This is a genomic window from Pseudomonas sp. KBW05 (genome assembly GCF_003852405.1).
Lineage (GTDB): Bacteria > Pseudomonadota > Gammaproteobacteria > Pseudomonadales > Pseudomonadaceae > Aquipseudomonas.
This window is the reverse complement of record NZ_QAJM01000023.1, coordinates 100,196-124,622: the sequence shown is the minus strand read 5'-3', so window position 1 is coordinate 124,622 and position 24,427 is coordinate 100,196. Positions and strand designations below refer to the sequence as shown.

31 protein-coding genes and 1 pseudogene are annotated in these 24,427 nt (G+C 61.9%); 1 reads left to right on the top strand and 31 read right to left on the bottom strand.

Features of this window, described 5'->3' with window-relative positions; translation table 11 throughout:
• Positions 1-46 precede the first annotated feature (46 nt).
• Complete coding sequence (locus DBR46_RS22395) at positions 47-748, top strand: SOS response-associated peptidase family protein (protein WP_124527953.1); 702 nt, start codon at positions 47-49, stop codon at positions 746-748.
• Here the strand turns inward: DBR46_RS22395 and DBR46_RS22390 are convergent.
• The 31 genes and pseudogenes from DBR46_RS22390 to DBR46_RS22245 form a co-directional block, all read right to left on the bottom strand.
• Entirely contained in the window at positions 745-930 is a 186-nt protein-coding gene (locus DBR46_RS22390; RefSeq protein ID WP_124527952.1) for a hypothetical protein, read from the bottom strand. The two genes, DBR46_RS22395 and DBR46_RS22390, sit on opposite strands and share 4 nt — an antisense overlap.
• Positions 931-1,013: 83 nt before the next feature.
• Entirely contained in the window at positions 1,014-1,808 is a 795-nt protein-coding gene (locus DBR46_RS22385) for a DNA adenine methylase (protein WP_124527951.1), read from the bottom strand.
• A gap of 149 nt (positions 1,809-1,957) precedes the next feature.
• On the bottom strand, positions 1,958-2,500 hold the full coding sequence (locus DBR46_RS22380; protein ID WP_124527950.1) for a lysis system i-spanin subunit Rz: 543 nt from the start codon (positions 2,498-2,500) through the stop codon (positions 1,958-1,960).
• Positions 2,482-3,045 carry a glycoside hydrolase family 19 protein gene (locus DBR46_RS22375; protein ID WP_124527949.1) on the bottom strand — a complete coding sequence of 188 codons (564 nt, stop codon included), beginning with the start codon at positions 3,043-3,045 and terminating at the stop codon, positions 2,482-2,484. Before DBR46_RS22375 ends, DBR46_RS22380 begins: the two co-directional genes overlap by 19 nt.
• Before the next feature lie 63 nt (positions 3,046-3,108).
• Complete coding sequence (locus DBR46_RS22370) at positions 3,109-4,152, bottom strand: phage late control D family protein (protein ID WP_124527948.1); 1,044 nt, start codon at positions 4,150-4,152, stop codon at positions 3,109-3,111.
• A gap of 70 nt (positions 4,153-4,222) precedes the next feature.
• Positions 4,223-4,540, bottom strand: a complete 318-nt coding sequence (locus tag DBR46_RS22365; protein WP_124527947.1) for a hypothetical protein — start codon at positions 4,538-4,540, stop codon at positions 4,223-4,225.
• A 68-nt stretch (positions 4,541-4,608) separates the two neighbouring features.
• Positions 4,609-4,815: a tail protein X gene (locus DBR46_RS22360; protein WP_124527946.1), complete on the bottom strand. Its 207-nt coding sequence runs from the start codon at positions 4,813-4,815 to the stop codon at positions 4,609-4,611.
• Positions 4,790-5,635, bottom strand: a complete 846-nt coding sequence (locus DBR46_RS22355) for a phage tail protein (RefSeq protein WP_124527945.1) — start codon at positions 5,633-5,635, stop codon at positions 4,790-4,792. Before DBR46_RS22355 ends, DBR46_RS22360 begins: the two co-directional genes overlap by 26 nt.
• A gap of 9 nt (positions 5,636-5,644) precedes the next feature.
• Entirely contained in the window at positions 5,645-8,170 is a 2,526-nt protein-coding gene (locus DBR46_RS22350; protein ID WP_124527944.1) for a phage tail tape measure protein, read from the bottom strand.
• A 140-nt stretch (positions 8,171-8,310) separates the two neighbouring features.
• Positions 8,311-8,616, bottom strand: a complete 306-nt coding sequence (locus DBR46_RS30590; protein ID WP_256659369.1) for a phage tail assembly protein — start codon at positions 8,614-8,616, stop codon at positions 8,311-8,313.
• A 6-nt stretch (positions 8,617-8,622) separates the two neighbouring features.
• Positions 8,623-8,913 (bottom strand): annotated as a pseudogene (locus DBR46_RS30585) (phage tail assembly protein); the annotation flags it as partial.
• 14 nt (positions 8,914-8,927) lie between these two features.
• Positions 8,928-9,431 carry a phage major tail tube protein gene (locus DBR46_RS22340; protein WP_124527942.1) on the bottom strand — a complete coding sequence of 168 codons (504 nt, stop codon included), beginning with the start codon at positions 9,429-9,431 and terminating at the stop codon, positions 8,928-8,930.
• Between the two features lie 13 nt (positions 9,432-9,444).
• Positions 9,445-10,617: a phage tail sheath family protein gene (locus DBR46_RS22335; protein ID WP_124527941.1), complete on the bottom strand. Its 1,173-nt coding sequence runs from the start codon at positions 10,615-10,617 to the stop codon at positions 9,445-9,447.
• Positions 10,618-10,677: 60 nt separating this feature from the next.
• Positions 10,678-11,097, bottom strand: a complete 420-nt coding sequence (locus DBR46_RS22330; protein ID WP_124527940.1) for a tail fiber assembly protein — start codon at positions 11,095-11,097, stop codon at positions 10,678-10,680.
• A complete protein-coding gene (locus DBR46_RS30340; RefSeq protein ID WP_177414111.1) occupies positions 11,097-12,926 on the bottom strand; it encodes a phage tail protein in 1,830 nt (609 codons plus the stop codon). The genes DBR46_RS22330 and DBR46_RS30340 overlap by 1 nt, the downstream gene beginning before the upstream one ends.
• Positions 12,923-13,528, bottom strand: a complete 606-nt coding sequence (locus DBR46_RS22320) for a phage tail protein I (RefSeq protein WP_124527939.1) — start codon at positions 13,526-13,528, stop codon at positions 12,923-12,925. The genes DBR46_RS30340 and DBR46_RS22320 overlap by 4 nt, the downstream gene beginning before the upstream one ends.
• Before the next feature lies 1 nt (position 13,529).
• A complete protein-coding gene (locus DBR46_RS22315; RefSeq protein WP_124527938.1) occupies positions 13,530-14,411 on the bottom strand; it encodes a baseplate J/gp47 family protein in 882 nt (293 codons plus the stop codon).
• Complete coding sequence (locus DBR46_RS22310) at positions 14,408-14,734, bottom strand: GPW/gp25 family protein (RefSeq protein ID WP_124527937.1); 327 nt, start codon at positions 14,732-14,734, stop codon at positions 14,408-14,410. Before DBR46_RS22310 ends, DBR46_RS22315 begins: the two co-directional genes overlap by 4 nt.
• Before the next feature lie 5 nt (positions 14,735-14,739).
• A complete protein-coding gene (locus DBR46_RS22305) occupies positions 14,740-14,937 on the bottom strand; it encodes a hypothetical protein (RefSeq protein ID WP_124527936.1) in 198 nt (65 codons plus the stop codon).
• 46 nt (positions 14,938-14,983) lie between these two features.
• Positions 14,984-15,559, bottom strand: a complete 576-nt coding sequence (locus tag DBR46_RS22300; RefSeq protein WP_124527935.1) for a phage baseplate assembly protein V — start codon at positions 15,557-15,559, stop codon at positions 14,984-14,986.
• The gene (locus tag DBR46_RS22295; protein WP_124527934.1) at positions 15,556-16,074 is read right to left on the bottom strand and encodes a hypothetical protein; all 519 of its coding nucleotides are present in this window, start codon (positions 16,072-16,074) and stop codon (positions 15,556-15,558) included. The genes DBR46_RS22300 and DBR46_RS22295 overlap by 4 nt, the downstream gene beginning before the upstream one ends.
• On the bottom strand, positions 16,067-16,723 hold the full coding sequence (locus DBR46_RS22290; RefSeq protein ID WP_124527933.1) for a phage tail protein: 657 nt from the start codon (positions 16,721-16,723) through the stop codon (positions 16,067-16,069). The genes DBR46_RS22295 and DBR46_RS22290 overlap by 8 nt, the downstream gene beginning before the upstream one ends.
• A complete protein-coding gene (locus DBR46_RS22285) occupies positions 16,720-17,040 on the bottom strand; it encodes a hypothetical protein (protein WP_124527932.1) in 321 nt (106 codons plus the stop codon). Before DBR46_RS22285 ends, DBR46_RS22290 begins: the two co-directional genes overlap by 4 nt.
• A 2-nt stretch (positions 17,041-17,042) precedes the next feature.
• A complete protein-coding gene (locus tag DBR46_RS22280; RefSeq protein WP_124527931.1) occupies positions 17,043-18,038 on the bottom strand; it encodes a major capsid protein in 996 nt (331 codons plus the stop codon).
• A 64-nt stretch (positions 18,039-18,102) separates the two neighbouring features.
• Positions 18,103-18,441 (bottom strand): head decoration protein, encoded by a 339-nt coding sequence (locus DBR46_RS22275; RefSeq protein ID WP_124527930.1) that lies wholly within the window; start codon positions 18,439-18,441, stop codon positions 18,103-18,105.
• On the bottom strand, positions 18,438-19,568 hold the full coding sequence (locus DBR46_RS22270) for a head maturation protease, ClpP-related (protein WP_124527929.1): 1,131 nt from the start codon (positions 19,566-19,568) through the stop codon (positions 18,438-18,440). Before DBR46_RS22270 ends, DBR46_RS22275 begins: the two co-directional genes overlap by 4 nt.
• On the bottom strand, positions 19,565-21,046 hold the full coding sequence (locus DBR46_RS22265; protein WP_124527928.1) for a phage portal protein: 1,482 nt from the start codon (positions 21,044-21,046) through the stop codon (positions 19,565-19,567). The genes DBR46_RS22270 and DBR46_RS22265 overlap by 4 nt, the downstream gene beginning before the upstream one ends.
• A complete protein-coding gene (locus tag DBR46_RS22260) occupies positions 21,046-21,252 on the bottom strand; it encodes a phage head-tail joining protein (protein ID WP_124527927.1) in 207 nt (68 codons plus the stop codon). The genes DBR46_RS22265 and DBR46_RS22260 overlap by 1 nt, the downstream gene beginning before the upstream one ends.
• A 1-nt stretch (position 21,253) precedes the next feature.
• Positions 21,254-23,239 (bottom strand): phage terminase large subunit family protein, encoded by a 1,986-nt coding sequence (locus tag DBR46_RS22255; RefSeq protein WP_124527926.1) that lies wholly within the window; start codon positions 23,237-23,239, stop codon positions 21,254-21,256.
• 3 nt (positions 23,240-23,242) lie between these two features.
• Positions 23,243-23,848, bottom strand: coding sequence for a terminase small subunit (locus DBR46_RS22250; RefSeq protein WP_124527925.1), 606 nt, complete (start codon positions 23,846-23,848; stop codon positions 23,243-23,245).
• A 206-nt stretch (positions 23,849-24,054) separates the two neighbouring features.
• Positions 24,055-24,399, bottom strand: a complete 345-nt coding sequence (locus DBR46_RS22245) for a phage holin family protein (RefSeq protein WP_122426255.1) — start codon at positions 24,397-24,399, stop codon at positions 24,055-24,057.
• Between the last annotated feature and the right edge of the window lie 28 nt (positions 24,400-24,427).

Below are 24,427 nucleotides of genomic sequence, written 5' to 3'. Positions count from 1 at the left end.
GCGGTCAATTTTTCTGTAGGGGATTTCGACAAGCGGAGAGGTGCGTATGTGTGGGCGATTCGTGCAGCACGAAGGGATGGCGATTTTTATCGAAGAGTTAAACCCACAGATGGAGCTGTTCAGTGGGTACGACGCCGTGCCGATCAATCGCTACAACGTCGCTCCAACGACACGGGTGCAAGTGCTGCACACCGCAGAGAATGGCCTGCATATCGATGCAGTCAAATGGGGATGGGCGCCGTTCTGGGCCAAGGGCAAACGCCCCGACCCAATCAACGCCCGCGTGGAGACGGTCACTACGGGCAAGTTTTTCAAGCAACTGTGGCCGAATGGCCGAGCCGTGGTGCCGAGTGAAGGTTGGTATGAGTGGGTCAAAGACCCCGACGACCCGAAGAAGAAACAGCCTTACTTCATTCGCCTGAAAAGTCAGAAACCCATGTTTTTCGGGGCTCTCGCCCAAGTGAGCCTTGGCCTGGAGCCCAACGAAGGAGACGGTTTCGTGATCATCACCGCCGCCAGCGACCAAGGCATGGTGGACATCCATGATCGCAAGCCTTTGGTGCTGACGCCTGAGCATGCTAGGGAGTGGCTGGATCCAGGCCTTGCGCCAGAGCGCGCTCAAGAAATAGCCACTGAGTGCTGTCAACCAACCGAGGATTTTGAGTGGTATGCCGTTGGCAAAGAGGTAGGGAACGTGAAACATCAGGGAGCCGAGCTACTGCTCCCGTTGTCATCAGCGGATGATTAGCCCTGTAAGTGCTGCTCGAGCCATTGAGCGGCCGCCGGGAAGCCTACCCAGGCTGCGTTGTGATCAAGCCCACGGCCAGCCAACACAACAGCAGCCAATTCGTTAAGGTCAATCTCTCCTCGCGAGGCCGCCGCAAGAAGCTGAGAGGGCAGGACATTCAAGTGGTGGGAGGCAGTTTCCATGGGGTTCATCCTTCGTTTGCGTGACCACAGTAACGCTCTACCATAAACACATAGCAAGCCAATCAGATCGAACATGGCGACCATCAAAACAGCCCCCCTAATGCGGCTGGCTCCCAGTTCATGATTACCAACTCTCCACTGACATCGGCCCTTCCCTGGCGCTGGTTTGTAGTGCTGTAGCGAATATCGACGGTTTCAAAATGGAAGCCGTCAAAGACCTGCCGAATGTCCGGGTGATCATTGATGCTGACCATGACCTTGCCTTTGCAGCGACGCATAAAGTCCGCCATGCGCTCGTAATTCTCAAAGTGAAAATCCACGCCATACCCGGCGGTCTGCCAGTAAGGTGGATCCATGTAGTGGAAGGTGTGGGCACGGTCGTAGCGCTCAGCACAAGCAAGCCAGGGTAGGTTTTCAACGTAGGTGCCGGACAACCGCTGCCACGCTGCAGACAGGTTTTCCTCGATCCGCAGCAGATTGATTGCCGGTCCAGTTGTTGCGGTGCCGAAAGTCTGCCCTGTAACCTTGCCAGCAAAGGCATGGTGCTGCAGATAAAAGAACCGGGCGGCGCGCTGGATGTCGGTCAGGGTTTCAGGACGTGTCATCTTCTGCCACTCGAACACCTGCCGAGAACTGAGCGCCCATTTGAACTGGCGCACGAATTCTTCCAGGTGGTTCTGCACGACGCGGTACAGCGTCACCAGGTCGCCGTTGATGTCGTTGAGGACTTCAACCGGCGCGGCCTGGGGACGCATGAAGTACAGCGCAGCTCCGCCGGCAAACACTTCGACGTAGCATTCGTGGGGTGGGAAAAGTGGGATAAGGCGGTCGGCCAGGCGGCGTTTGCCGCCCATCCAAGGGATGATGGGTGTGGACATATAAAAGCAAGACCTTTGCTGTATGGATAAACAGTGCTAGGCTCGCTCCGCTTTGTGCACGAAGCAGGAGCCTTGGCTGGACTTGCAGGGGCATTCTGCGGGGAAGGTGGCCGGGCTGGATGTTGACGCATCCGGCCCGGCCGCTCCTTTTACTTCGGTGTAGAGACTTCTATTGCGTAGGCCTGACAGGCCCGCAGGGCGATCAATCCTTGGTCGCCGACATCGGTGATGCCGATAATTCGTTGAGCATGCGCTGGGTCAAGTTGGGCTCTCGTGGGGCCATGAACCACGCGGCCGGTGGCGGTGGTGGTTGGCACTGCACAGCTGCTGGTGGCTTCGGTGGCGGAGAGAACGACTGACAGCCGCAGATCAGCAGTAGCCAAGCGATCACGCAGACGAGCCTGCTTCGTTTGCTCATCGGTCAATTCCTTGTGGTGGGTTTCATCGTTGTTGTGCAGGCGCTGCTCCAGGGCGAAGCGCTTGTCCTGCTCTTTGCGCTGCAGGGCCGCAGCGGCCTGGGATAACTCGCCGAGGGTGTCGGCATGGAGCCGGGCCTGGTGCTCCAGCTGCTTGCCGTAGCGCCAGTCTTGAGCGGTCCAGGCCAGGGCTCCAGATCCGGCGGCCAACATCACCAGCAGCAGACCGACCGCCGCAATCCGGTATTGCGTGGGGATCAGGTCGAAGAGACGCATAACACCGCCCTCGCCCTGGCCCACAGTTGCAGTCGATCCTCCAGGCCGTTGAGGCCGCCGTTGATTCGCCGGGTGATGGTGTTGAATTGCTCTTGATCTGCCAGCGCGTTCAATCCGTTTATCGACCAGAACCACGCGGCCGACTCAGCAGCCCATTGCGGCAGTTCGAGCAGTTCCGGAGTGCGCAGTAATCGCTCATCGCCGAACAGCGCCAGACTGCAGCGCAGGTAGTTATCGTGGCCGGTGATCTGGATCAGCCCGCGACCGCGATAGCGTTGGCCGTCACCGTCGGCTGCCGGCGTGTTCCCCAGCTTGGCGGCCAGCGGGCCGGTGTCGTACTTGCTGAGGTACTGATCGCTGCCCAGCTCACGCACGTATTGCAGCTGGCCTGACTCGTGGCCGATCTGGGCGAGGAACGCGGCCTGCCGCTTTGGCGAATCGATCTTGCGGTTGGTCATGGCCGCGTTGAGCGCGGATACAAAAACGCCCGCTTGGCGGCGGGCGTTGGGCATGATGCGTTGGAGTTGTTGCTCGGTAATGGACATCGCTTTTTCCCAGACAAAAAAATACCGCTCGATGGCGGCGGGTGGTGAAGCAGGTACGGAGAGCTACAGCTCCAGGACTTTGACCTCCTTGGACTTCTTCTTTTTCTTGCCGGCCGCCTTGGCCTTGCCCTTCTTCCCTGCGTTGCACTCAACCGTGGTACTCCAGCCGGACCGGGTAAAAACTTGCTCCACGGAGTCAACCAGAAACTCCCCATCCACTCCCTCCTTGAAGCCCTGAGTATTGATCTGGCGTTCAGCAAACAAATCCGTGCGCCCCACCATCTCCAGCCGCACCTCAGAGGTCGAGCGGTTGAACGCGGCGAGCCGGGCTTTCACGGCTTGCTCAGCGGCAGATTTGTTCGGGTGGATGTGGCGGTCGGTGTGAACCGGCGGCAAACCGGCAGGCGCGTCGTCGTTGTCCAGGGTCAGGTTGACCAGATCGCCGGTTTTCTTGTCCTGGTACTTGGCCTTGACGGCCTTTTGGGTGGTACGGTCGGGGAAGCGGAATTGCCAGCGACTGACGTCACTGCGCCGGAGGGTGATCGCCGGCAGACTCTTGCCGCTGGCGGTCTGGCCGCTTTGGCGAGGCAGCACCAGCAGCTTACCGTCGGCGACTTTGGCTGTGCAGTCGTAGCCTTTGGCGAGCCGGGTGATGAAGTTGTAGTCCGACTCGTTCAACTGGTCAGCCCGAGGCACGACTGTGCCGACCGAGCATTCAGGCTTCCAACCGTTGCGTGCAGCGATGTCGCTGACGATCTTGGACAGCGGTACGTTTTCCCAGCTGCCGCTGCGGGTGGTCTTGCCGCTGCCGCGCATGTCGCTGGCCTTGCCGCGAATGACCAGGGTGTCGGGCGGGCCGGAGACCTCGATGTCGTCGACGGTGTAACGGCCGACGCGTGCCAGTACCTTGCTGTCGTAGCCGAGGTAGACCTCGATCCCGGCGCCCTTTCTGGGAAGCAAGACGGCGCCGTCACGATCATCGATACGCAGCTCGAATTCGTCCGACTCCATGCCGGGCTTGTCGAGGGTGCGCAGCAACAGCAGGCGGTCGTTGATCAGCGCTGTTATGTCAGTGCCGTCAGCGACGATCCGAAAGATTGGCTTCAAAAGTAAACCTCCAAAAATAACAAAGCCCCGCACGATGGCAGGGCTTAACTTGGTATAGCGAAACGCGATGTCAGCTCTCGACGATCAGCTTGTCGTCACTAATCTCGACGTAGCTTTGGCACACAGGGCAATCGATCCCTTCAACCTTGGGCTCAATCAACAGCGTCTGGGTACACACAGGACAATCCCCGACCTTTTGCTTTTCCCTGAGGCCAAAGGTTTTCCACACCATCGCCACGAATACGCCGGCAGCCATGAACCAACCGACAATTGGAATGAGTGCCAAAAGAATGCAAGCGATCAGACCGAAGATAAACCAGTTTGACCGATAGCTAAGCTCGCCCCAAAAACTCCGTTTGACCAGCCGAATTTCGCTGACTCTTTCCATAGAGGACTCCATGTATGCAAATAAGCGAAGGAGTCTATCAGCGCGAAACTTTCATGGGCAAAGAACCATCAATCCCACAACTGCACCTGCTCAACCGTCGACTGCTCAATATCCGGAAAGGTGATCAGCAACCCAGTTCGCATAGGCTGCGGCTCATCCGCCAACAGTCGGTTGGCCGAAAGCACCGCTTCAACCGTGCCATTGAGGTGCCCGTAATGCTGGTAACACAGCGTGTCGAGCAGGTCGCCGTCAGACGTTCTGCATATCATCGCCATAGCGCGTGAACTCCAAACTAAAGGTTTGCTTGCGCGGTATCCCGCCTGCCAGCAACGCGCCCTGCTCTTCCTCCAGGCTGCGCAAGCACCAGGTGCCCAGGACAAAGCCGTAGCCAGTGGTCAAGTTCAGCGGCAGCAACTGAGCGCCAATGGAACGCAAGGTATCCAACTGTTTGAGCCCACCCTTGAACGCAGGAAAGATCGCGCCCTTGAGGCTGAGCTTTTCTTCGCCCATCCCCACAGCCTGCTGCGCCGGCCGCCGACTGAGTCGCTCTTGCGAGGCCCAGCGGAATTCTGTTTGCCGGCGAAGTTCGTCGAACGCTGCCGTGTCCAGGTTGAAGTAGAACGGCTGCGCGTTGGTTTTCAGCGGCTGCAAAATCAGCAGATGCGGGAACGGTTTGACCGCTTCCGCCATCGGTGTGGCATTGGGCGCCAGAGCGCTGGTGGGCAGGATATTCGCCAACCGGGGATCGACCTTCCCGGCAACCTGGTTGATTGCCGTTCCGGCCCGGTAGGCTTGCTCCTTGAGCGTTCCCATACGCTCATCAATGCCCGTCATCGTTCGGGTGGCTTTGTTGTAGGTTGCCAGCACCGTCCCGACTTTTGATTGAGCCGCGCCGATCCCGCGCATGACGCGCTGCAGCTTTGCACCAACCTCGGGCGGTACACCGGGAAGACTGGCGATCTCCTCAGCCGCCCCGGTGATCTCGCTGATCGCGCCGTTCACCGGGCCGATCATGTCGTCAATGCTGTGCCGGCCAGCCTCCCCGGCCTTGACCAGGGATTTAAAGCCGGCCTGCAACTGCTCCATATAAGTCATCGCTCCCCCTTAAACATGTGGCGCGTCGAACAGGCTGCGTCGCGCCTGCTCCCGGCTGAATTCCTCAAACAGCTGACGCATGTGCGGCATCATCTCCTGCGCCAGTTGCCGTGGATCCTTGACGTCTCCCTGCACCGTGACACCCACGGTCGGGGAGAATTGCCACTGCTGATCAATCCGAGGGGGTTCCGACTTCGCGGTAACCCCGGCACTGAGCAAGGCAGGAGCAACCGCCGCTGCCGGGGCAACACCCAACGAACGCGACACGTCGCCCAAAGCTGGCCCAGGTGCTGCGGGAGCCCTGAGCATCAGTGGACCTGCCGCTAACGGCGGCGCCATCTGCGCCAAGCGCGGCATGGGCAATGCACCAGGTGGTGGCAGCAGCAACGGCGAAGGCTGAACCGGCAGCACCAATCGCTCGGCAGGTGCGTCTGGCCCGCCGAATGCAGCCTTGCCGACTGCACCGCCCAGCTCACCGCCGCCCCAGCTGCCAAGGAAGCCGCCGATCAATCCACCGACCACGGTGCCGATCACCGGGACAACAGAACCAATCGCTGCCCCAGCTGCTGCACCGGCCAATGTCCCGGCCAGCGTGCCAGCGGCATTGCCATAACCCTCGGCCTTTTCGTCGCGGGTCTCGGCGTTCTGATAAGTGTCAGCGGCAATCAACCCGGCCTCGATCAGCGCCATGGGCGCACCGACCTTGGCGAACCCAAGCCCCTTGCCCATCATCGCCTTGGGTGCAAATCGGCTGGCCGTCGCACCAATCGGCGCAGCCGCCGCAGCAGCGCTACCAACAGCCCCACGGCCACCGCGACCACGCTTGCCCTTGCCCCGCCGCCGCTTACCGTCCCCGACATCGACCCCACCAGCACCGCCGGAAGGGTTGGTGACGAACACCCGCTGGATCACATTCGGGTTGCCCATCAGCGAACCGCGGGCCACATTCACCAAGCCCTTGCCGATCTTGATCGCGTTGATCGCCGCACCCAGGCCGATCACACCAGCAGCCAGCACCGTCGCCCCGCTGATTACCGTTGGAAACTTGCCGGCCAACTCCCCAAGCCCATACGCAACCTTCGCCAACCCATCCGCAGCCAGGTCAGTCAAAGGCCTCACCGCATCACCAATGCGCGTCATCGACGATTCAATGCCGGCAGTCGCCGTCGCCCACTTCCTGTTGGACGTCTCCCGCGCCTTCGCCGCATCCGCCTCGATCTTGGCCTTGCCATCCGTGCCCTTGATCACCGACATATCAGCCTTGATCTTGTCGCCATATTTGATCTGCGCGAGCAAACCCGCACTGGCACTCTGATCGCTGACAATCGTCGCCAACCCCGCCGCCTCGGTCAGCGCGACCATGGCCTGCGCTTCCTCCGCACTGCCATCCACCGAGCCTTTGATCTTGGCCTTCAGCGCCTCGATCTTCTTGGCCTTGGCCGGGTCCTGTTTCTTGATCAACTGCTCGCTGAGCATGATGAACGCATCGACCGGGTTCGCCGCCTTGCCGCTTTTGGTCGCGGCGAGGATCGAGCCGGCCAGGTCATAACCTTCCTTGGCGAAGCGCTCCTGGCTGGTGCTGCTGATCACCGCGTTGAGCAGGTTGTTCATGTTGGTGGCCGCAGCCGCCGCGTCCTGGGTTTGCGAGAACTGCGATTGCAAACTTGCACCGAGGAAGCGCACCGCCTCTGGGCCTTCCATGCCCAGGCGTTTGATATTGCCGAGCATGGCCGGCAAGTACTTGGCCATCTCCTTGGGGCCGAACGCGCCGATGTCACCAGCGGCGGCCACCTGCCCCAGCGATGCAGCCATGTCAGCCTGCTTTACGCCGGCCTCCTTGAAGGCGTTGATCAGCGTGGCGATGGTTTCGGGCTCCATGCCCTGGCCGTCGATCAAGTCGGCGATCTGCCCGGCGTAACCGGCGGCCACGTCCCACTCAACGCCCTTTTCGATCAAGGCGCCGACCGACTTCGCCAACAGTTGCTGGCTGATGCCCTTTTCCGCCGCGACCTTGCTGATGCTTGCTGCCAGCTCGGCTTCATCGCCTGTGCCGGCGGTGTGTGCCCACAACGACATCTGGCGGATCTGCGCCTGGTAATCGCCGGAGACCTTGGTCGGGATCGCCAACGACGCCGTGAGCGCCGCCGCTTTGCCGAGGGAATTCTTCATCCCCTCCTTGCCCTGCTGGATCTGCGTGTGGCCCAGCGCCTTGAGTTCGGCGCCCCGCGCTACCTGGCCGAGGGCCAGGTATTCCTTGCGCAGTTTGCCGACTTCAATGCCCTGCTCTTTCAGGGTTTTGAGGTTGCCCTCCAGCTTTCGCAGCAGGTCACCGGCCGAGGCTGAACCGGTGTCGTGGGCTTTTTTCCATTCATCACGCAGGCGGATGGTGTCGCCGATGGTGCTTTGCAGCACGCGGGCCTTGGTGCCGGTTTCGCCGAGTTTCTTGATGCGGCCTTCAACGTCCTTGAAGGCGGCGCCGACCGTGGAGCTGACGACGCCGCCGATGACCAGGCCGAGCGCCAGGTTGTTTGCCATGAGAACACTCCAGGCAGGGATGTGGGGCTCAGTCCGTGAGCCACCAGATCATCGTGGAAAAGGGCATGGTCTCGATTTCGTTGGCGGCGAAGGAATACTGCGTCGCCAAACGCTTCGCGACCTGTCGCTGCAGGGAGGCGCTAAACCCCGTCATCCTGCACCAGGCGAAAGTAGGCGGCTTGCAGCCGCTGGTAGTCCGTCAGCTTGAGCCCCTCCAGATCCTTGGTGTTGGATTCAGAGAGGCTGGCAAGCAGGATGGTTTCGCGCTGTTCGTCGTCGCCATTGGAGGCTGAAGTTGCGGTGCGCACGTCGCGTACCGTGGGCGCCCGGAATGTCAGGCGGTCGAGTTTGATGTCGTTGATGTCATACGCCTTGGACAGCGTGACCACTGCGCCATCGGAGCCAACGACCAACCAGGTCGGCGTGTCGCCCTTGTTTTCGGGCATGCCGGCGTCTTGCAACAACCGCGAGTAGGCGGACTGCAAGCGTGAATAGTCCGTCAGCTTGAGTCCGTCGAGGTCAACAATGCCGGCATCCGCCAGGGATGCGAACAACGTCACTTCGCGCATTACCTCGTCGTCGCCACCGATTGCGTCGGAGGCACGGACCTCGCGCAAGGTCGGAGCGCGCAGGGTCAGTTGGTCGACCTTTACGCCGTTAACATCGCTGGGACGCGTCAACGTGATCGTCGCGCTATCCGCCTCGACGGTGAGCCAGGACGGCAGCTTTTTCAGTGTCTTCATGAAAGCTATTTCCCTTACATGCCCAGGTCGCGACGGACGCTGGCAAGTTGATCAACGCCGTTGATAACCCGGACGCAGTTGATTGGATCAATCTCGTACATCAGGCGGCCGCCTACTTCGAGCTTGTAATAGCTGACTGCAACGGAGTACTTGAACTCCCCCGCCTCGCCGGCTTTCCAGTCGCCCGGATCGATCTCTTTGAGCATGCCGCGCAGGGTGGCGACCACTGCCGTCGTCGCGCCTTTCTGACCTTTGAAGGAACCTCGGAACACGCCGTTGAACGCCGTCTGATCGGCCAGCCCAAAAAACTTCATGGCTTCAGGGCGCGCACCTTTGCCGGCGAAACCGGCTTCCAGTTTCTCCATGCCCTGGTCCATCTCCACCGGGGCATCCATGCCACCGGCGCGATGCTCCTCGGTTTTCAAGGTGAGCTTGGGGAGCGTCACACTGGTCATCTCCCCGTTAAAGGCAACGCCGTCGATATGGGCGTTCATGTTGTAGAGCGTTTGCGGAACCATCGGCGGTTCTCCTTTATGCGTTGGTGTCGAGGACTTCTGTCAGCCACTGGTCGGTGACCTCGACCCGGAAGTTGGGGTTTTCTGCCGGCGGTACGTCGGTAAAGCGGATGTTCCAGTACACCTTGCCCTGCGCCAGTTGGCTGGCCGTGTTCAGCGTGGGGTCGGCGAACACCTCGAAGTTGATCACCGCGCCCTGGTTTTTCAGGTCACGCATGAACGCTGCGAGGCCTTCGGTCACGTCGCTGACATAGGTCTTGGTGATCGAGCGGTCGACCGCCCATTTGTGGCCGTAAAGGATCGCGTCCATGACGATGTCCATGGTCCGCACGCGGGTGACAAACGCCCACTTTGGATCGCTGGAACAGGTGCGGTTGCCCCACAGGCGGTAGCCGTCATCGCGGATGATCGTGGTGATCTGCGCGTTGTTGAGCAGGTTGGCCCGGCAGGTTTCGTCGCCGTCCAGGAACTCAATGGGGCGACCGGTGCCGGTGAGGCCGACGAACTCTTTGTTCGACGGCGAGGCCCAGAAGCCGTACTCCGAGTCAGTCCAGGCGAAAAGCCCGGCGACCCACGCGGAACTCGGTGCATTGACGGTCGCACTTGCCGCTGTGTCCCAGTACTGCACGCCCGGATCGACGAGGAATACACGCTTGCTGCCGAAGTTTTCGCGGTATTCCATCGCGGCTTCGTCGGTGGTGTTGGGGCCGTCGATAATCGCCATGGCCCGTAGCTTGTCGCTCAACGCCACCAAGGCCGTGGCGACGGGCAAGGTCGCCGTGTGTTTGGGCGCAGCCAGCAAACGCGGCTGCGCGTTGAAGCGGCTCTTCCCGTCGAGCAACGCCTGCATGCCGGTACGGGTGCCGTTCGCCAGCACGCCGCCGATGATGGCCGAGGTCTGCGCGGCGGCGTCCTCCACCTTCACCACGCCGCAGGCAACGATCACCGCTTTGGCGCGAACGTAGATGGCCTTGATCGCCTGGGTGATGGCCGCGTCTGCACCCCAGGCAGCGACGGCTTCGCTCTCGCGGGTGATCAGCACCAGTTGGTTGGGCAAGGCACTGGCAGCGGGGCCAGGGATGAAGGTGTCGCAAAGGCCGATGATCGAGGACGACGGCACGGCGATAGGCCGCGAGCCGGTGTCGACGTTGGTGACGGTGACACCGTGAAAGAATCCACTTGCACTCATTGTGCGCTCTCCAGATACGACAAAGCCCCGCACGGGCGGGGCTTGTAGGGGTTAAAAGGCTTAAGGGGCGACGGGTTTATCAGGCAGTACCGGCCAATTGATGGATTGCGGAAAACCTGCCTGCACTTCGATCCTGTTCAACGCCACGCAGTATTGCTTCCAGGCGTCGAGCTTCTCCTTGTCTTCGTGTGAGGCGTCCTCCAGATCCACCGCGTACTGAAGTGGAGCAATCCGAATCGTCGCGTATGCCAGCAGCCGATCTCGTTCGGCCAACGCCAGTTGCGTGAGCTGCTCCGGTGTAGGAACGGGCGTTTCCGGCGGCAACGTCAGCGGCGGCGGGATCACCTTAAAGCCGTCGTCAATGTTAACCACCAGACCGTTCTGCATACCCTCCAGCGCCTGCGAGTACTGCTCTTTCGTAATCTTGATCGAACCGTGGAATTGGTCGAAGGCGATTTGATTGTTTGCGGCATAAGGCATTATTTGACCCTCAAGTAATAGGTAACACCAAGAGACTTAACTCGGGTTTCTGCGGCCGTCCTGACAACCAACGAGGCATCAAAATTTAAAACGTTTCGGGTGTTTCCACCTGCTGCAACGCTGCCAAACCATCCGCCGTTAGAGAACGCGCCGGTAGTTGACGGACTCGCCTCAGCGCCACCAAACGTACCCGTAATGTTTTGCAAGGCATCCTGCTCTACAACTCCCGGTAGGCCCGCTTTCAGCGTTCGGCGTTCGGTGTTGATCAGGCTGATCCTCACCCCATTCAAAGGACTACCGGCCAAGCTGACCACACCTGTAGCGATAAGCTCGGGCGCTGTGCCGGAGACTGATTCCGATACAAGGATGGGGTTGTTGTAACCATCGCTCGCCGTCAACCTGATGTACTTGTAAAAGGGGCTGGTTCTTGATGGCGCGGGTACGGACCCGACATCATGCAGGGGGACATACGAACCAACCGGCACCATTGCCCATGGGTCAATCGCCGCTAACGCCGCTTGCACGAACTCGGCCGTAGCGATCTGCTTGGTACTGGCCCCGGCGGCTGGTGTTGGTGCTGTAGGCACTCCGGTAAAACCAGGGCTGTCCACGTTCGCTTTCAAATTCAGCGAGGCACTGACCGTGGTGGCATAGGTGTTGATTGCCAACCAAACAAACGCCGTGTTTGCCAGTTGCAGCGTGTTGGTACCTGCCGCCGCTGTGGGGGCCGTGGGCACCCCGCTAAAGGCAGGGCTTGCGAGAGGTGCTTTCAACGCAAGTGCGGCAGTCACCGTCGTGGCATAGGCGTTCACAGCTGCCCAGACAAATGCGGCGTTCGCCAACTGATAGCTGTTGCTGCCAGCCAATGCGGTAGGCCCAGTTGGAATACCGGTAAAGTCTGGCGAGGCCAGCGCGGCAAAACCGGCGAAACGCATTGCTTCCGTGCCGCCCCAGACGACCAAAGCCGCGCCGTTCCAATAAAACTCAATACTGCCGGTTCTCGGCAGAATCACCGCGCCTTCAGGCGTCAGCGCCGCGCCGCTGATGGGCGGCCCGGACGATATGATGGTGATCGCAGCCAGGGAAGCGTTGAGAATTCGAATAACCGGACCCGGCGGAATACCCGCCATTGGCGGCAGGGTCACGCTGTAGCCGCCGGCGCCGGTCACACGCCCAATCTGTCCAAGGTGCAGGACAGACAGCGTAAACGAACGGTCCACAGCGTATTGGCCCCGATAGCTGCCAGCAGCGCGCCAGAGCGCTTCTGTCGTCGCCAGCCTGGAGCTGCTATCGAATTGATCGGGTGTCGGTGCCTTGGGCGTGCCGGTAAACACCTGTGAATCGATCCGCGCGAATCCCTCGATAACGAATTCACGGGTGGCGAGCACTACGGACGGATCAATCTTCAGTTCAATGTTGGCCGTGCTGCTGACCACCAGGTTGATTCGAATCACCTGCGTCCGGCCGGAACCCTGCGAGAGCAACGGCTTGTAAGTCGGCGCGCAGTTGGCAATGGCGACCATGTCGCCGGCTGCATCGTATAAAGCTAGTTCACGCACCCACCAGCCACCGACGCTTTCCGGGATGACCTGCTCGGCGATGATCACTCCGGGGTTTTTCGGGTCGGGCTTCACCTGATTCAGTGGCGCACGTCGACACTCGTTGATCAGCTTGGTTTGCAGGCGGTTGGGGATGGGCTTGGTTTCATTGGCATCGCCCACGGCCATTTGCGCGAAGGTCAAGGTCGTACCGAGGGCGATGGCGTTGGCTAGTTTGGCCTCACCGATGGCGGTAAGGATCGCGAAGTACTGGCTGTCTTGGTCGGTCATGAATAGATGTCCATCGTGTCGATGTGGTGTTCGCGACCACCGACGCGGTACACGCCGCTGACGTCGATATCGCGCTGTATCGGTGGGTAAACGCTGAGTTCGTCGCCTTCGTACACGCAGGCCCCGATAAACACGGTGCCGGTGCTTTCCAGGCTGATCGCCAGCCCGGTCATGGGCCGACTGACGGGCTTGGCGTCGTCGATCAGGCGCTCCAGCTCCAGGTACATCTCTTCGGTAATGCCGGTGTCCAGCACGCCAACCTTCAGGGCAAAGGTGCCGGGCACGCCTTTCGGTGTGGTCTGCCACCACTCGATGACGTCGATCAGGTAGCCCAGCGGCTCGACTACCCGCCGCAGGGCGCCGATGGTGCCCTTGTGCGCATGCACGTAGAACGCGGAGCGGATGGCCGAGCGCTTGACGGCCTCCGACCACTTGTTGTCCCAGCGGTCGACCGACCAGGTCCAGGCCAACCACGGCAACAACTGCACCGGGCAGGTGTCCGGGTTGTACAGCGAGCGCAACGGGATCTCGGTCTTTTCGGCGAACGCGACTTCAACGGCGCGCTCCAGTTGCGTGCTGTGGAGGGGCAACAAACTGTTCATGTCATCCTCCGAGCACCACACTGAAGCCTGTGCAGTACGCCGCCTGGTATTTGGTCGGTTTCAGGTCGACCCAGTTTTTCAACTCGACCCGTCCCACACCGCTGATGTGCAGTTGAGCGTCGATGCCGGAGCGAGCGACTTCCAGTGCCAGGCGTTTGCGCGGGTTGATCCAGGCAGCAAGGCGTTTGATGGCTTCGGATAAAATCGCGTCGTTTTCCGGGCCGGCGCCGATCATGTGCAGCACGGCGTCGATCCGGTACTCCAGGATCTGCGCGCTCTGCACGGTGAGACGGTCGCCAACTGGGCGGATGTCGTCGTCGCTAAGCGTGGAGTACACCTGGTCAAGCAAGGCCTGATCAGCCTGACCGCTGCCGATCAGGCTGAGAACGGTGACCATCACCACGGCCGGCGATGGGCTTTCCGCCGTGGCATCGGCCACCAGCGCCGACGCGTTGCGTGCGTGGAAGATGTAGCTGTTACGCGGGCCGGCTGTGGTCAACCCTTCGTACACCAGCTGGATCCGCTCGCGCAGCGCGTCGTCCGATTCCCGGACCTCTTCGACCGGCGGCACCGCCAGCAGGTTGGCCGGCTGAATGACCAATCGCTGCAGCTTGACGTTGCCCGCGAGCTGATCGAGGTCTTCCTTTTCCGCGTAGGCCAGCAGCAAGGCCTTGGCCGCATCGTTGACCCGTGCCCGGTTCTGCATCTTGCCGTAGGCGCCCAGTTCCACCAGCTTGACCACCGGATCGCTCTCCAGCGCCGCCGACCAGTTGTCTCCCATGAACCCGCGAAACGCCGCGAGCCCTTCGTCGTACAGGGCTTCGTAGTCCAGCGTCTCCAGCACCTGCGGCGCCGGCAACGCCGATAAATCCACCGTGCTCATGCCGACACCTCCAACAACAGGCTTTCGCCTTTATATTCGCCGGTCAGCTTGAAGTCGATGCGGCCACCGACGATGGCGACGACCTGCACCTGTTCCAGCTTTAGCCGCGGCTCCCAGCGACCCAAAGAGCGAGCCACCTCGGCCTGGACAGCGCTTTTCCAGCCGCCGTTAACCGGCAGGTCAACGAAGCGTCGGATCTGGCTGCCGTACTCGGGTCGCATCCGCCGACTGCCCACGGGCGTGGCGAGAATGTCCTCGATGGACTGCCGGAGATGGTCGAGCCCGGACAGCGGTTTGCCGGTGCGGCGATCCATTCCGATCATCGGGGTTACTCCTGCACCTGTTCCAGATCCGGGTGGGCCTTGAGGAGTGCGAACTGCTCATCGCCACAGGCCGTGACACGCCCCTTGATCACCGGCGCCGTGCTGCCATCGGGGAAGACTAGAGTGCGCGAGGTGTAGAGCTTGTCGCGGAACACGCGAGCAGGCCCGATGGGCTCCAGGCTTTCGGGTTTGGTCTTGCTCATCAACGGAGGCTCCTAAAACGAAAAACCCGCACAAGGCGGGTATGGGTCAGTGTTTGTGGTTCGGCGTATTGCCACCGACATCGATGACCTTACCGGCACTGTTGATGTCGCCGGTCGTGTTCAACGTGCTGTTGATCTGGGTCGCACCGTCGATGGTGACTACACCGACCAAGTGGATCTGGCCCGACGCCAGCCGCATGCTGTCCGGCGTTATCTCCATAACCGAGCCGCCGACCTTGACCGTGACGTTGCCCGCCGGCAGATCGATGGTGTAGCTGTGTGCCGCCCAGTCGTAAACCAGCGAACCACCGTCATCGAAACGCCAGACTTCCACATGGTCGCGGTTGTCGGGTTGCGCGCCGGCATTGCCGTACAGACCGGCGATGAATGTGCCTATCGCCGGCTCCCCGCTGGGGCTGATCAGTGCGCCCTGCTCGCCCAGGCTCGGCGCCCGCCAGTGGCGCGCCTTGCCGGCAGCCTGGCTGTGCCAGCGCACCCAGGCGCTGGTCCAATCGCCCGACTGCACACGCACCATGGCGGCCGGCAAGTCCACCGCGACGACAACGCAAGGCATCACCGTGGAAGCGATCATCCGATCATGTTGCGCCGTGGCGTAGCTCATTCCAGATCCTCCGGCTTGATCTGCCCAACGCCCGGCCCGAGGTCGATGACCAAGGTGCCCGGCGGTTCATCCGGCCACGGCCATTCTTCAACGCCCAGGTAGACCGTCTGGTCCCACTCCACCAGCCAAACGAAATAGCCATCCAGCTCGGGCTTGGTCCAGTCCTGGGTGGAGCGCATGAACTGCGCACAATCCACCTCAAGGCCCCAGCTCTGTCCGCGTAAAAGCACGGCCAGTTGGGAGGCCAACTGCACCGCCTGACGCTGTGGATCCGTGCTGATGGAATCGACGATGATCCGCGCCTCGATCTTGCAGGTCAGCGCGGTTTCACCCGTGCCGAGATCCTGCGCCGGCTCCATCTCGGCCATTTCCAGCAACACCACAGGCGTGGGGATGGTGGTGTCTGCCGACAAATCAGGCCAAAACGACACGCCCTGAATACCCGGCAACTGCTGCTGCAACCGCCGCTCAATGGCCTCGTACAAGACGTCGAGAGTAAAAGGCTGATCAGACACGGGCAGTCCCCTTGAGGTACTTCTGCAGTTCAAAGTTGAGTTCTTGCTTGAGGATCTCCAGCAAGCGCTCATCGGCCTGTTTCACCCAGTTGTCGAAGTGCGGCCGCACCTGGTCCAGCGAGACCTTGGCCTTCGCCAGCGGGAAGCGGTTGTCGCTTTCCGCGATGAAGCCTGAGCTGCGTCGGCCCTGCGTGCTGCCGGGATAGTCGGCGGCGTCGAAGTGCTTGCTCGACGTGCGGATCCAGATGTCCGGACTGCCGCCATACACCTGCTTGAAGAACGCACCCTGGTAACGCCGCCCCGCTACCGAAACCCCGGCGCGGGTTTGCCGAGCCTTGCCGATCCGGCTGGCTTCGATGGCGTTGACCCCGAACCACAACTTGCCGCGCATCGCCCCGCCGCTGACCGGGTAAGCCCGCAGGCGTTGCCGGACGGCGCCGATGGCAATGCGCTCCTGCTTGCCCACGGCGCGGGCGATGTGGGTGCGCAGCCAACCCAACGTCTTGTTGATCGCACGCCGTTGCGCCGCTGCCGCTGCCTTGGGCACCAACTGCCCGAACTCGCGCAGCGCCTGGGAATGCACGGCTGACGGCTGGATGTTGAGCATCCCGCTGTCACGCGTCTGATGGACGTAGCTGCCGACGCTCATGGGCGCTTCCTCAGGATCAGGGCCACTAGGCCGTTGCCGTTGGGTTCCAGTTGCAGCAGGTCGTAGTCACCGCCGCCATCCAGGGCTGGCACATCGACCGTGACCCGCAGACCTCTGCTCAGACCTTCCGAATCCTTCACGCGAATCTCGAAGCGTGGCTCGCGGATGGCGGTCTGGACCTTGCCGAACGCCGGTTGCTTCCACGGTGCCGAGAACATGCCCAGCACCGGCTCGGCGCGGCCTTCGATCAAGGCGCTGTCGCCGAGGGTTTCAAACACCACGTCGTCGATGTCGTCGATCAGGTCGCGGAAGGCCACGGTCACATCTCCAGCAGGATCTGCGCCCGAGGCCGCGTGCACAGGTGCAGCGGGTTGGACTGCGCCTCACCGGCCACACCCTTGCCGAACTGCATTGGCTCGATCTTGCTGTAGTACGGAATGCCCTGGGTATTGACCGTTTCCATGTAGTCAGCCGGTGCGAAGCACGAGATATACAGATCCGGCACGCCCTCGGGAACCAGCAGCGCCTTGTCGTCATGGACGAACGAAACACCCGCCACCTTGCCGCGATAGCGCTCCCAGACGATCCCGCCGAACTCGAAGATTTCACGCGCATCGCCACGGAGCGCTGCGGCCTGCATGGTGTTGAGGTAGGTGTCTTTGACCGATTTGTGGACGATCAGCTTGTTCCAGAAGTTTTTGCCGCACAGACCACGGGAGCCGCTGCTGGTGACGCTACCGAGTGCCTCCTCTTGCATATCCAGCGCTTCGCCACATTTGACCCGCAGTTCGGTGTCTGGACTGTTCAAGCCCATCTGCAGTTTCTGGCGATTCACGCCGAAGGATTTATAAATATCCAACAGGACTGTCTTGCCATCGGCGTCCAGAACTTGCCCGTTCAGGGCGCCCATGCGCTGGAACTCGTGGGTCGCATCCAACTGACGGCGAGCTTTCGCCAGACGCTTGTTGACCACATCCTGCACCGCCTGCAACTCGGTGCGCGTGCCGAAGGCGCGGATGCCCTGGATCTCATCGGCCTTGATGGTGAAGCGTTCCGGCAGGTGCACGGTGTTGAAAGGGATCAGCGTCCGCTTGGTCGCGCCGACCACCAGGCCCGACGTACCACGCTCACCCGCCGGCACGAGGGCCAGGGTGTCGCCGTCCTTCTCGATCTGCACAGTCAGGGTGCTGATGCCCTCTTCGCGGAACAGGCCCAGGCTGCTAATGCGGCCCGGCAGGTATTCCTGGTCATTGATTGCAGCGGTCAACGAGGAGACGCTGAACGCATCGTCTTCAAAAATGGCGATCTCGGCCATGGGGGTACTCTCCAGAAACGAAAAATCCCGCACTCGGCGGGATGGATAAACGGGGATGAGCGTCTTAGCGGACGATCAGGAAATGCGCGGCCAGGGCTTTTTCGGCAGCGAGGTCGAGGCCGGTAAGGTGTGCTTCGCTGACCTCCGCCAAGCGCACCACAGCGCGACCGCGACGGACAACATCCGACTCGCCAAGCGGCCCGTACAGGATCGCGACGGCGTTTTCGGTGCCGTCCTCGGCGGTCGGCTGGTACGGGGCAAACTCGCTGGTGGCGGTGATCAGGCCGAGGATCTGGCCCGGTTCAAGGGCCGCACCCGCTGCGACGTTGATCGCCTCGCGGGAAATATTGCCGGCGCCCTCAGACAGCAGGAACTCACCTGCGTGCATCGATTCGGTTTTCATGCTCTTGCTCCTTTCGAGGTTCCGTTCTGCGCCGCCTGACGGGTAGCCCAGATCGAGTGGGTATCAACCTGCTTGGCATTGACCTTGGGTACAGGGTCATCGTCCAGCGGCAGGCTGTTGTTGATTTCAAAGCCGCCGCCGCTGCCGACCAGCTTGTCGAAGAGACGAGCGCGGACGGCGGCTTCGTCGAGGCCGGCCGTAATGAATTCACCGGTCAGCTCTGGCAGTCGGGCCGCGACACAGAGACCGTGCAGCGCTTTGGCATTGGTCAGTGCGGCCTGGATCACCGCTTCGCTTTCGAGCCTGGTCGCGGCCAGCAGCGGCTCCACCAGATTGCTGATGCCCCCCGCCGCACAACCTTGCGTGACCATCAGCGCCAGTCTTGCCGCGTCCAGCACCGGCGCCGGATCGAGCTCCGGCGGCTCGACTTCAGGCTCTTCATCCAACTGGGCGAGTAACTCAGGCGGGGCATGCTGGAAACGTTGCAACACGCTGCCCTGCCCCAAGCACGCTTTGACCTTGAGACCATCGCCCACCTCGTCGGCCAGGCCCAGCGCCACCGCTTCGCTGGCCGTGAGCCAGGTTTCCGCGTTGACCAAGCGTCGAAGCTCGGCTTCGTCAATGTCCGGGGCCTTGGCTTTGTAGGCCGCGATAATCGCTTCCAGGGTCTGGTCAAGCACATCCGCGACACGGCGAAAGTCGTCGGCATCGCCACTGGTGAAGGTGTAGGGGTTATGAATCATCAGCATGGCGTTGGCCGCGATGACCACTCGGTGAGCGCCGCAGACCGCAACACTGGCCGCACTGGCTGCTAGGGCATCAATGCGGCCGGTGCAGCGCTCACCCAAACGCGACAGCGCGTTGTGGATTGCCAGACCATCGAACAGATCACCGCCGATGCTGTTGAACGCAACAATCACCGGCGACACACCGTCATCCATGGCCCGCAGATCCTGCACAAACTGATTGGCGGTGATGCCCCAGGTGCCGATCTCGCCATACACGAAGATCTCGATGTTGCGCTGCTCGGCTTCCCCGCTGGCCTGGAAGGTGTACCAGCTCTTGTCGGCCACCTTGACCTGCTTGCCCGCCTTGTCATAAACGCGGGGCTTCGTCTTTTTGCTCATGGTTGTTCCTTTTCATCAATCGTCTCGATGGCATCAAGAGTCGTGTAGTTGAGGCCGAGGCCAGTCGCCCTGACGAGATCGGCGGCGTTTTCCGTGTCGACCGTTTCTGCGTCGTAGCCTGTGCGCAACACCATCTCGCTGCGCGAGGCAAAGCCCGCCTGCACTTCCATCCGCCGCGCCTGTACGTCCTGCACTGGCTGGATGTAGGCCCAGCCTTGCGGCACCCACCGCGTGCGCAGGTATTCGCGCCGACGTTGTGCGTAGTCCGGCAGCACCAGGGCGCCGGAGAGCACCGCCATGTCCATCCATGCAGCCCGCACCGGGCGACACAGCTGATGCACGTACACGCCGAATTGCAGTTGCTCCAGACGGCGCCGGAACTCGTTGAGCACCACGCGCAGCGCCCGGTCGTTGACCTCCCGCATGTCGCCGGTGAGGATCTCGTAAGGCGTGCCCGATCCCGCCGCCGCAGCCATCAGTTGCTGACGCATGAAGTCCGGGTAGTTGTTGCCGGCGTCCGGTGGCTTGGAGAACTCCACCTCTTCACCTGGCCCCAGCTCCTGCATGGTGCCGGGTTCCAGGGCGACCATCGGCGTGAAGCCGTCGCGGTCAGTGGTCAGTAGCTGCCCGGTGACAGGATCGCGTGGCGTTTGCCCGCTGTCCGGCGCCGGGCGCTTGATGAAGCCCGCGAACAAGTTCGCCACTTCCTGGCGGAACAGCACCGCGTCGTCGTAGTTGTCCAGGCTGCGCAAGCGCTTCAACACCGGGGCCAGACGCGGCACACCGCGCAACTGCCCCGGCTCCATCGGTTCGAAGATATGCAGCACCTGTGCGGCCGGTACGCGTACCAACTGGTTGTAACCGGCGTTCGACGACGACGAGTCGCGGGGATGCGAGAGGTACATCCAGTACGCCACACGCTTGCCGGCCGGGTTGAACTCAATCCCGGCGCGGATCACGTTGCCGTTTTTGGCCGCCTCGAACTTGTCGTGCGGGACAAACTCAGGGGCCAGCGCCTGCAGTTGCAGCGGCACCGCCAAACCTTCGCTCGGGCTGCGCGGCCGCAACCGCACGAAGCACTCACCGGCCGTTTCAACAGTGCGCGCCACCAGGGCCTGCATGCCGTAGAAGTCGGTCAGCTCGTCTGCGTCTGCTTCGTCCACCCAGTCATCCCACAGCTGCTGCTTGAGCTTGCGCAGCGCCGCGTCGTCCGTGGTCGGCCTGGGCGTGATGCCGGTGCCGATCAGGTTGCTGACGCGCTTGTCGATGACGTTGAACGCATACGGGTCGTTGCGCACCGCCGCCCGCGAACGTGCCCGCAGGTTACGTAGGGCCGGGGTGTTGATGCTGTTGATGCCGTTGTCGGTGGCTTCCCAACTGGCCGAACGCCGGCCCTCCCCGGCGCCTTCGTAACTGGCCTTGATGTTCGACGGCAGCAAGAATCCATTACGGGTCAGCGTCGGATAATGTCGGGCCATTAGAGTCCCTTGCCTCCGTGGGTAAGCCGAACCACGCGAGAGCGCGGCCCGGCAGCTTGGCTCAGCGACGTGCGGATCTCGTCGCGAGCCTTGAGCAGTTCGTCGATGGAGCGGTACTCCACCGTGCGGTCGCTGTAGCGCACGGTCTTTTCACCGCGTGCGATGGCGCGCTCGATGGCGTCGAGGTGCTTTGGGGTAAACGACATATCAGCGTCTCTTCAGGTAACCGCTGGTGGAGCTGCGGCGTTGTGGGGGTACGGCGGGTCGCGGTTGGGCGACAGGTTGCGGCGGAGGTGTTGCGGGAGCCTGTTCAGCAACCGTGACACGTTCGGCGGCGACCACCTTTTCATCGAACAAACCCGACTGCGCCAGCGACTGTCGCACCCGCTCCCAATCGTGTTCCTGGTAGCGGTTGATACCGAGGTAATGCGCCATCGCCAGGTTGTAAACCATCAGGTCGAGCGCTTCGTTGCGCTCGGCCTTGCCCTTGATCCACTCGATCCGCTTGTGGCCCCGCACGTACTTGGCGACCTTGCGCTCGGCCACGCACTGGGCGAAGAACTCGTCCGGCAGGTCGTTGGCAAAGTGCAGCGCGCCTGGGCCGGATTCGAACGGGTAGCGGTTGTAGATCCAGTCCTTTGCCGTGTCGGTGCCGACAAACCACAGCTCGGCGCCGCCGCGTTCGGTCTGGCCCTTCCAGGTCACGTCGACCATGGACGGCCGCTGAGCAATCACCGGCTTACCCGGCTTGCTCGCACCCTTGATGGCGAAGATGTTGCGCCAGCGACGCACGCGGCAGAACTGGTAGACCTCGTCCGTGTGGTGACCGCCGGAGTCAACAGCAACCGCGAGAATGCCCAGGCCAACGCCACACGGGTGCCGGTAGCGTTCCTTGAGCAACTCATCCAGAACCGCCCAGGTGCGTTCGTCCGAAGGGTCGCCCGCGATCACCCGGTGATCGATGACCCAGCGTTCCATGCCGACGCCCCAACCCATTGCCATGAACTCCAGGCGGTCGGCCTGTACGTCCACGGAGCCGGTGATCATCATCACGGCGGCAGGCATCGCGCCGAGGGAGAAGCCTTCCCGGCGTGCCCGCTCGATCAGCACCGTGGCCTTGGTCTGCTCTTGCGCACTGTCCCAGACCTTCGCCAGGCGGGTGTTGTAGAACACCTGCATGGGCTCAAGATCGCCCTTGGCCTGGGCCTTTTTCGCCTTCTCGAATTGCTTCGCCAGCGACTTCCAGCCCGTCCACCCCAACGGTGAATACAGCGCGTTGAGGTGGAAGCCGACCGTCTCGCCGTCGCCCTTGGCATGGGCGCGCCACTCACCACGGGCGAGCATGTCGCCCTTGTGGTGTTCCTCGATCAGCACATCGCAGTCAGGCCCGGCGCACTCGTAGTGCACCACATTGAAGTCCTGGGAGTAATGCAGCCGTTCCCACTCCAGGGTCTGCATGTGCCCGCAGGTCGGACACGGCACGTAGTAGTAACGCTGGTCGCTGCCCTCGAATAGATCGTCGATGCGCGAGGCGCCCTTGATCGTCGGCGAGCTGGAGAAGTAGAACTTGGCGTTGCGGCCGAAGGTACTGCCCCGCGTTTCCGCCAGCTCGATGGGGTCGCCCTCCTCGCCGACGTCTACCTCCCAGCGGTCGATCTCATCGCCGTACACATAGCGCGCCGACAGCTCGGCCAGGTTGGCCGCAGAGCCGGCGGTGGTGACGTACAGCGAGCCGCCCTCGAACTCCTTCGTGTCCATGGTGTTGCGCGAGTCCCGCGAGCGGCTGGCCGCCACACGTTCACGCAGCACCGGGGTGGCCTTGATGGTCTTGCCGATCCGCGACGACACCCGCTTTGCCAGGCCCAGGCTTGGCAGCAGCGTGAGGATGTTCGACGGCACCATGTGGATCAGCGCGCCGATCCAGTTCAAGGCGATCTGGGTTTTCATCAGCTGCGAGGCGACCATGGTGACCACACGCTTGCACGGGTGCGCCGGCGACAGGCACCGCATCGGCTCGCGGGCGTACGGCGTTCGCACGGTGCGATATTTCCCTGGCTCGGCGGCACCGGTATCACGCGGGATACGCATGTACTCGTCGGCCCACTCGTCCACCCACAGGCTGGGATCTGGACGCAGCCCACGGAAATACGCCTCACGGTACACCTCGGCGCCGTCAGGTTTTTCCGTCTGCATGGGTTAACTCGTCGGGGTCAGATCGCGTTCAAGGTCGGCCGAGGACATGCGCTCGGCCTCTTCCAGGGACAACCGCAACGCCTTCGTCAGGTGCTGTTCGATCTCCCAAGGGTCGGTCATCGCCGCCAGTTCGGGGGCAAGTTGCGGGGGCATGCTGAGCAGTTGATCGCGCAGCATGCGCCCCGCGTTGTAGGCCCCGGTGGTGACTGCCTTCATGTCCACCAGCGAGCCCTGCACCTTGTGGAACTCGGCCTCGGCCAACTGGGCTAAGTAGTACTCGCGGTGTGCGCGGGCCTTCTGGAAGTCCGGTTGCCCGCTCTTCGCGCCAGCAGGCTGCGGCGGCGCAGCCGTGTTAGTCGGCTCGACCAGGGGGGACAGCTGGCTGTAAACGTCACGCTGGAGCCGGTCTTGCTGGTGGCGAGCCGCGACGGCGGCCTTGCTGGGGTCGGCAGTTTCGAGGATCAGTGCTTCGGTTGCCAGCACGTCCACCTTCTTGCCGTCCGGCGACAGCACCAGGCGATTGTTGCCTTTGAGCCAGGTGATGTAACTCGGCGTCCTGCCGATGCGAACCGCGAAAGCGCTTTTAGACAGGAACAGTGGATCCGTCATAAGCCCTCCTTTTCAACGGCTTTTCAATGGAAACCTTTCAATTTCAATGGATTGAATTTCAGTAAGCTGGCAGCCCACCCGCTAACGCTTTCCCGCGGGTTTCATGCCCCGTGTCCCTCGAATATCGCCAGGGTCCCCGGCGACTTTTCGGTGCCACATTTTGGTGCAACGGCATGTAGACCACGTATTACGTGGCCTCCAGCACATCACCCTTGACCGCCCCCCGAGGGCGGCACATCGCACACGCCCAACCGCTTGGCGGCCCAGCGTTCGTACAGGCCGATGGCGACATCGGCGCCGGCCATCGCGGTGAGGCAGCCGATGCTCCCCGCCGCCAGGACCGACATGCCCGAGGCATGCAACAACATCACGGTGGAAACCCCGCAGACCACGCAGGCCCCGGACCGCAGCAGCAAGCGTCGAACCAAAGACCAACCGCTCACCCCCGCCTTGTCGGCCCGCCATGCCTCGCCTGAAATCCCGCCGACCAGGGACAGTACGATCACCATCCAGATCGGCATCTCAATAAGCGCTTGCTGCTCGTTCGTCATCGCCCTACCCCATAAACGCAAAAACCCG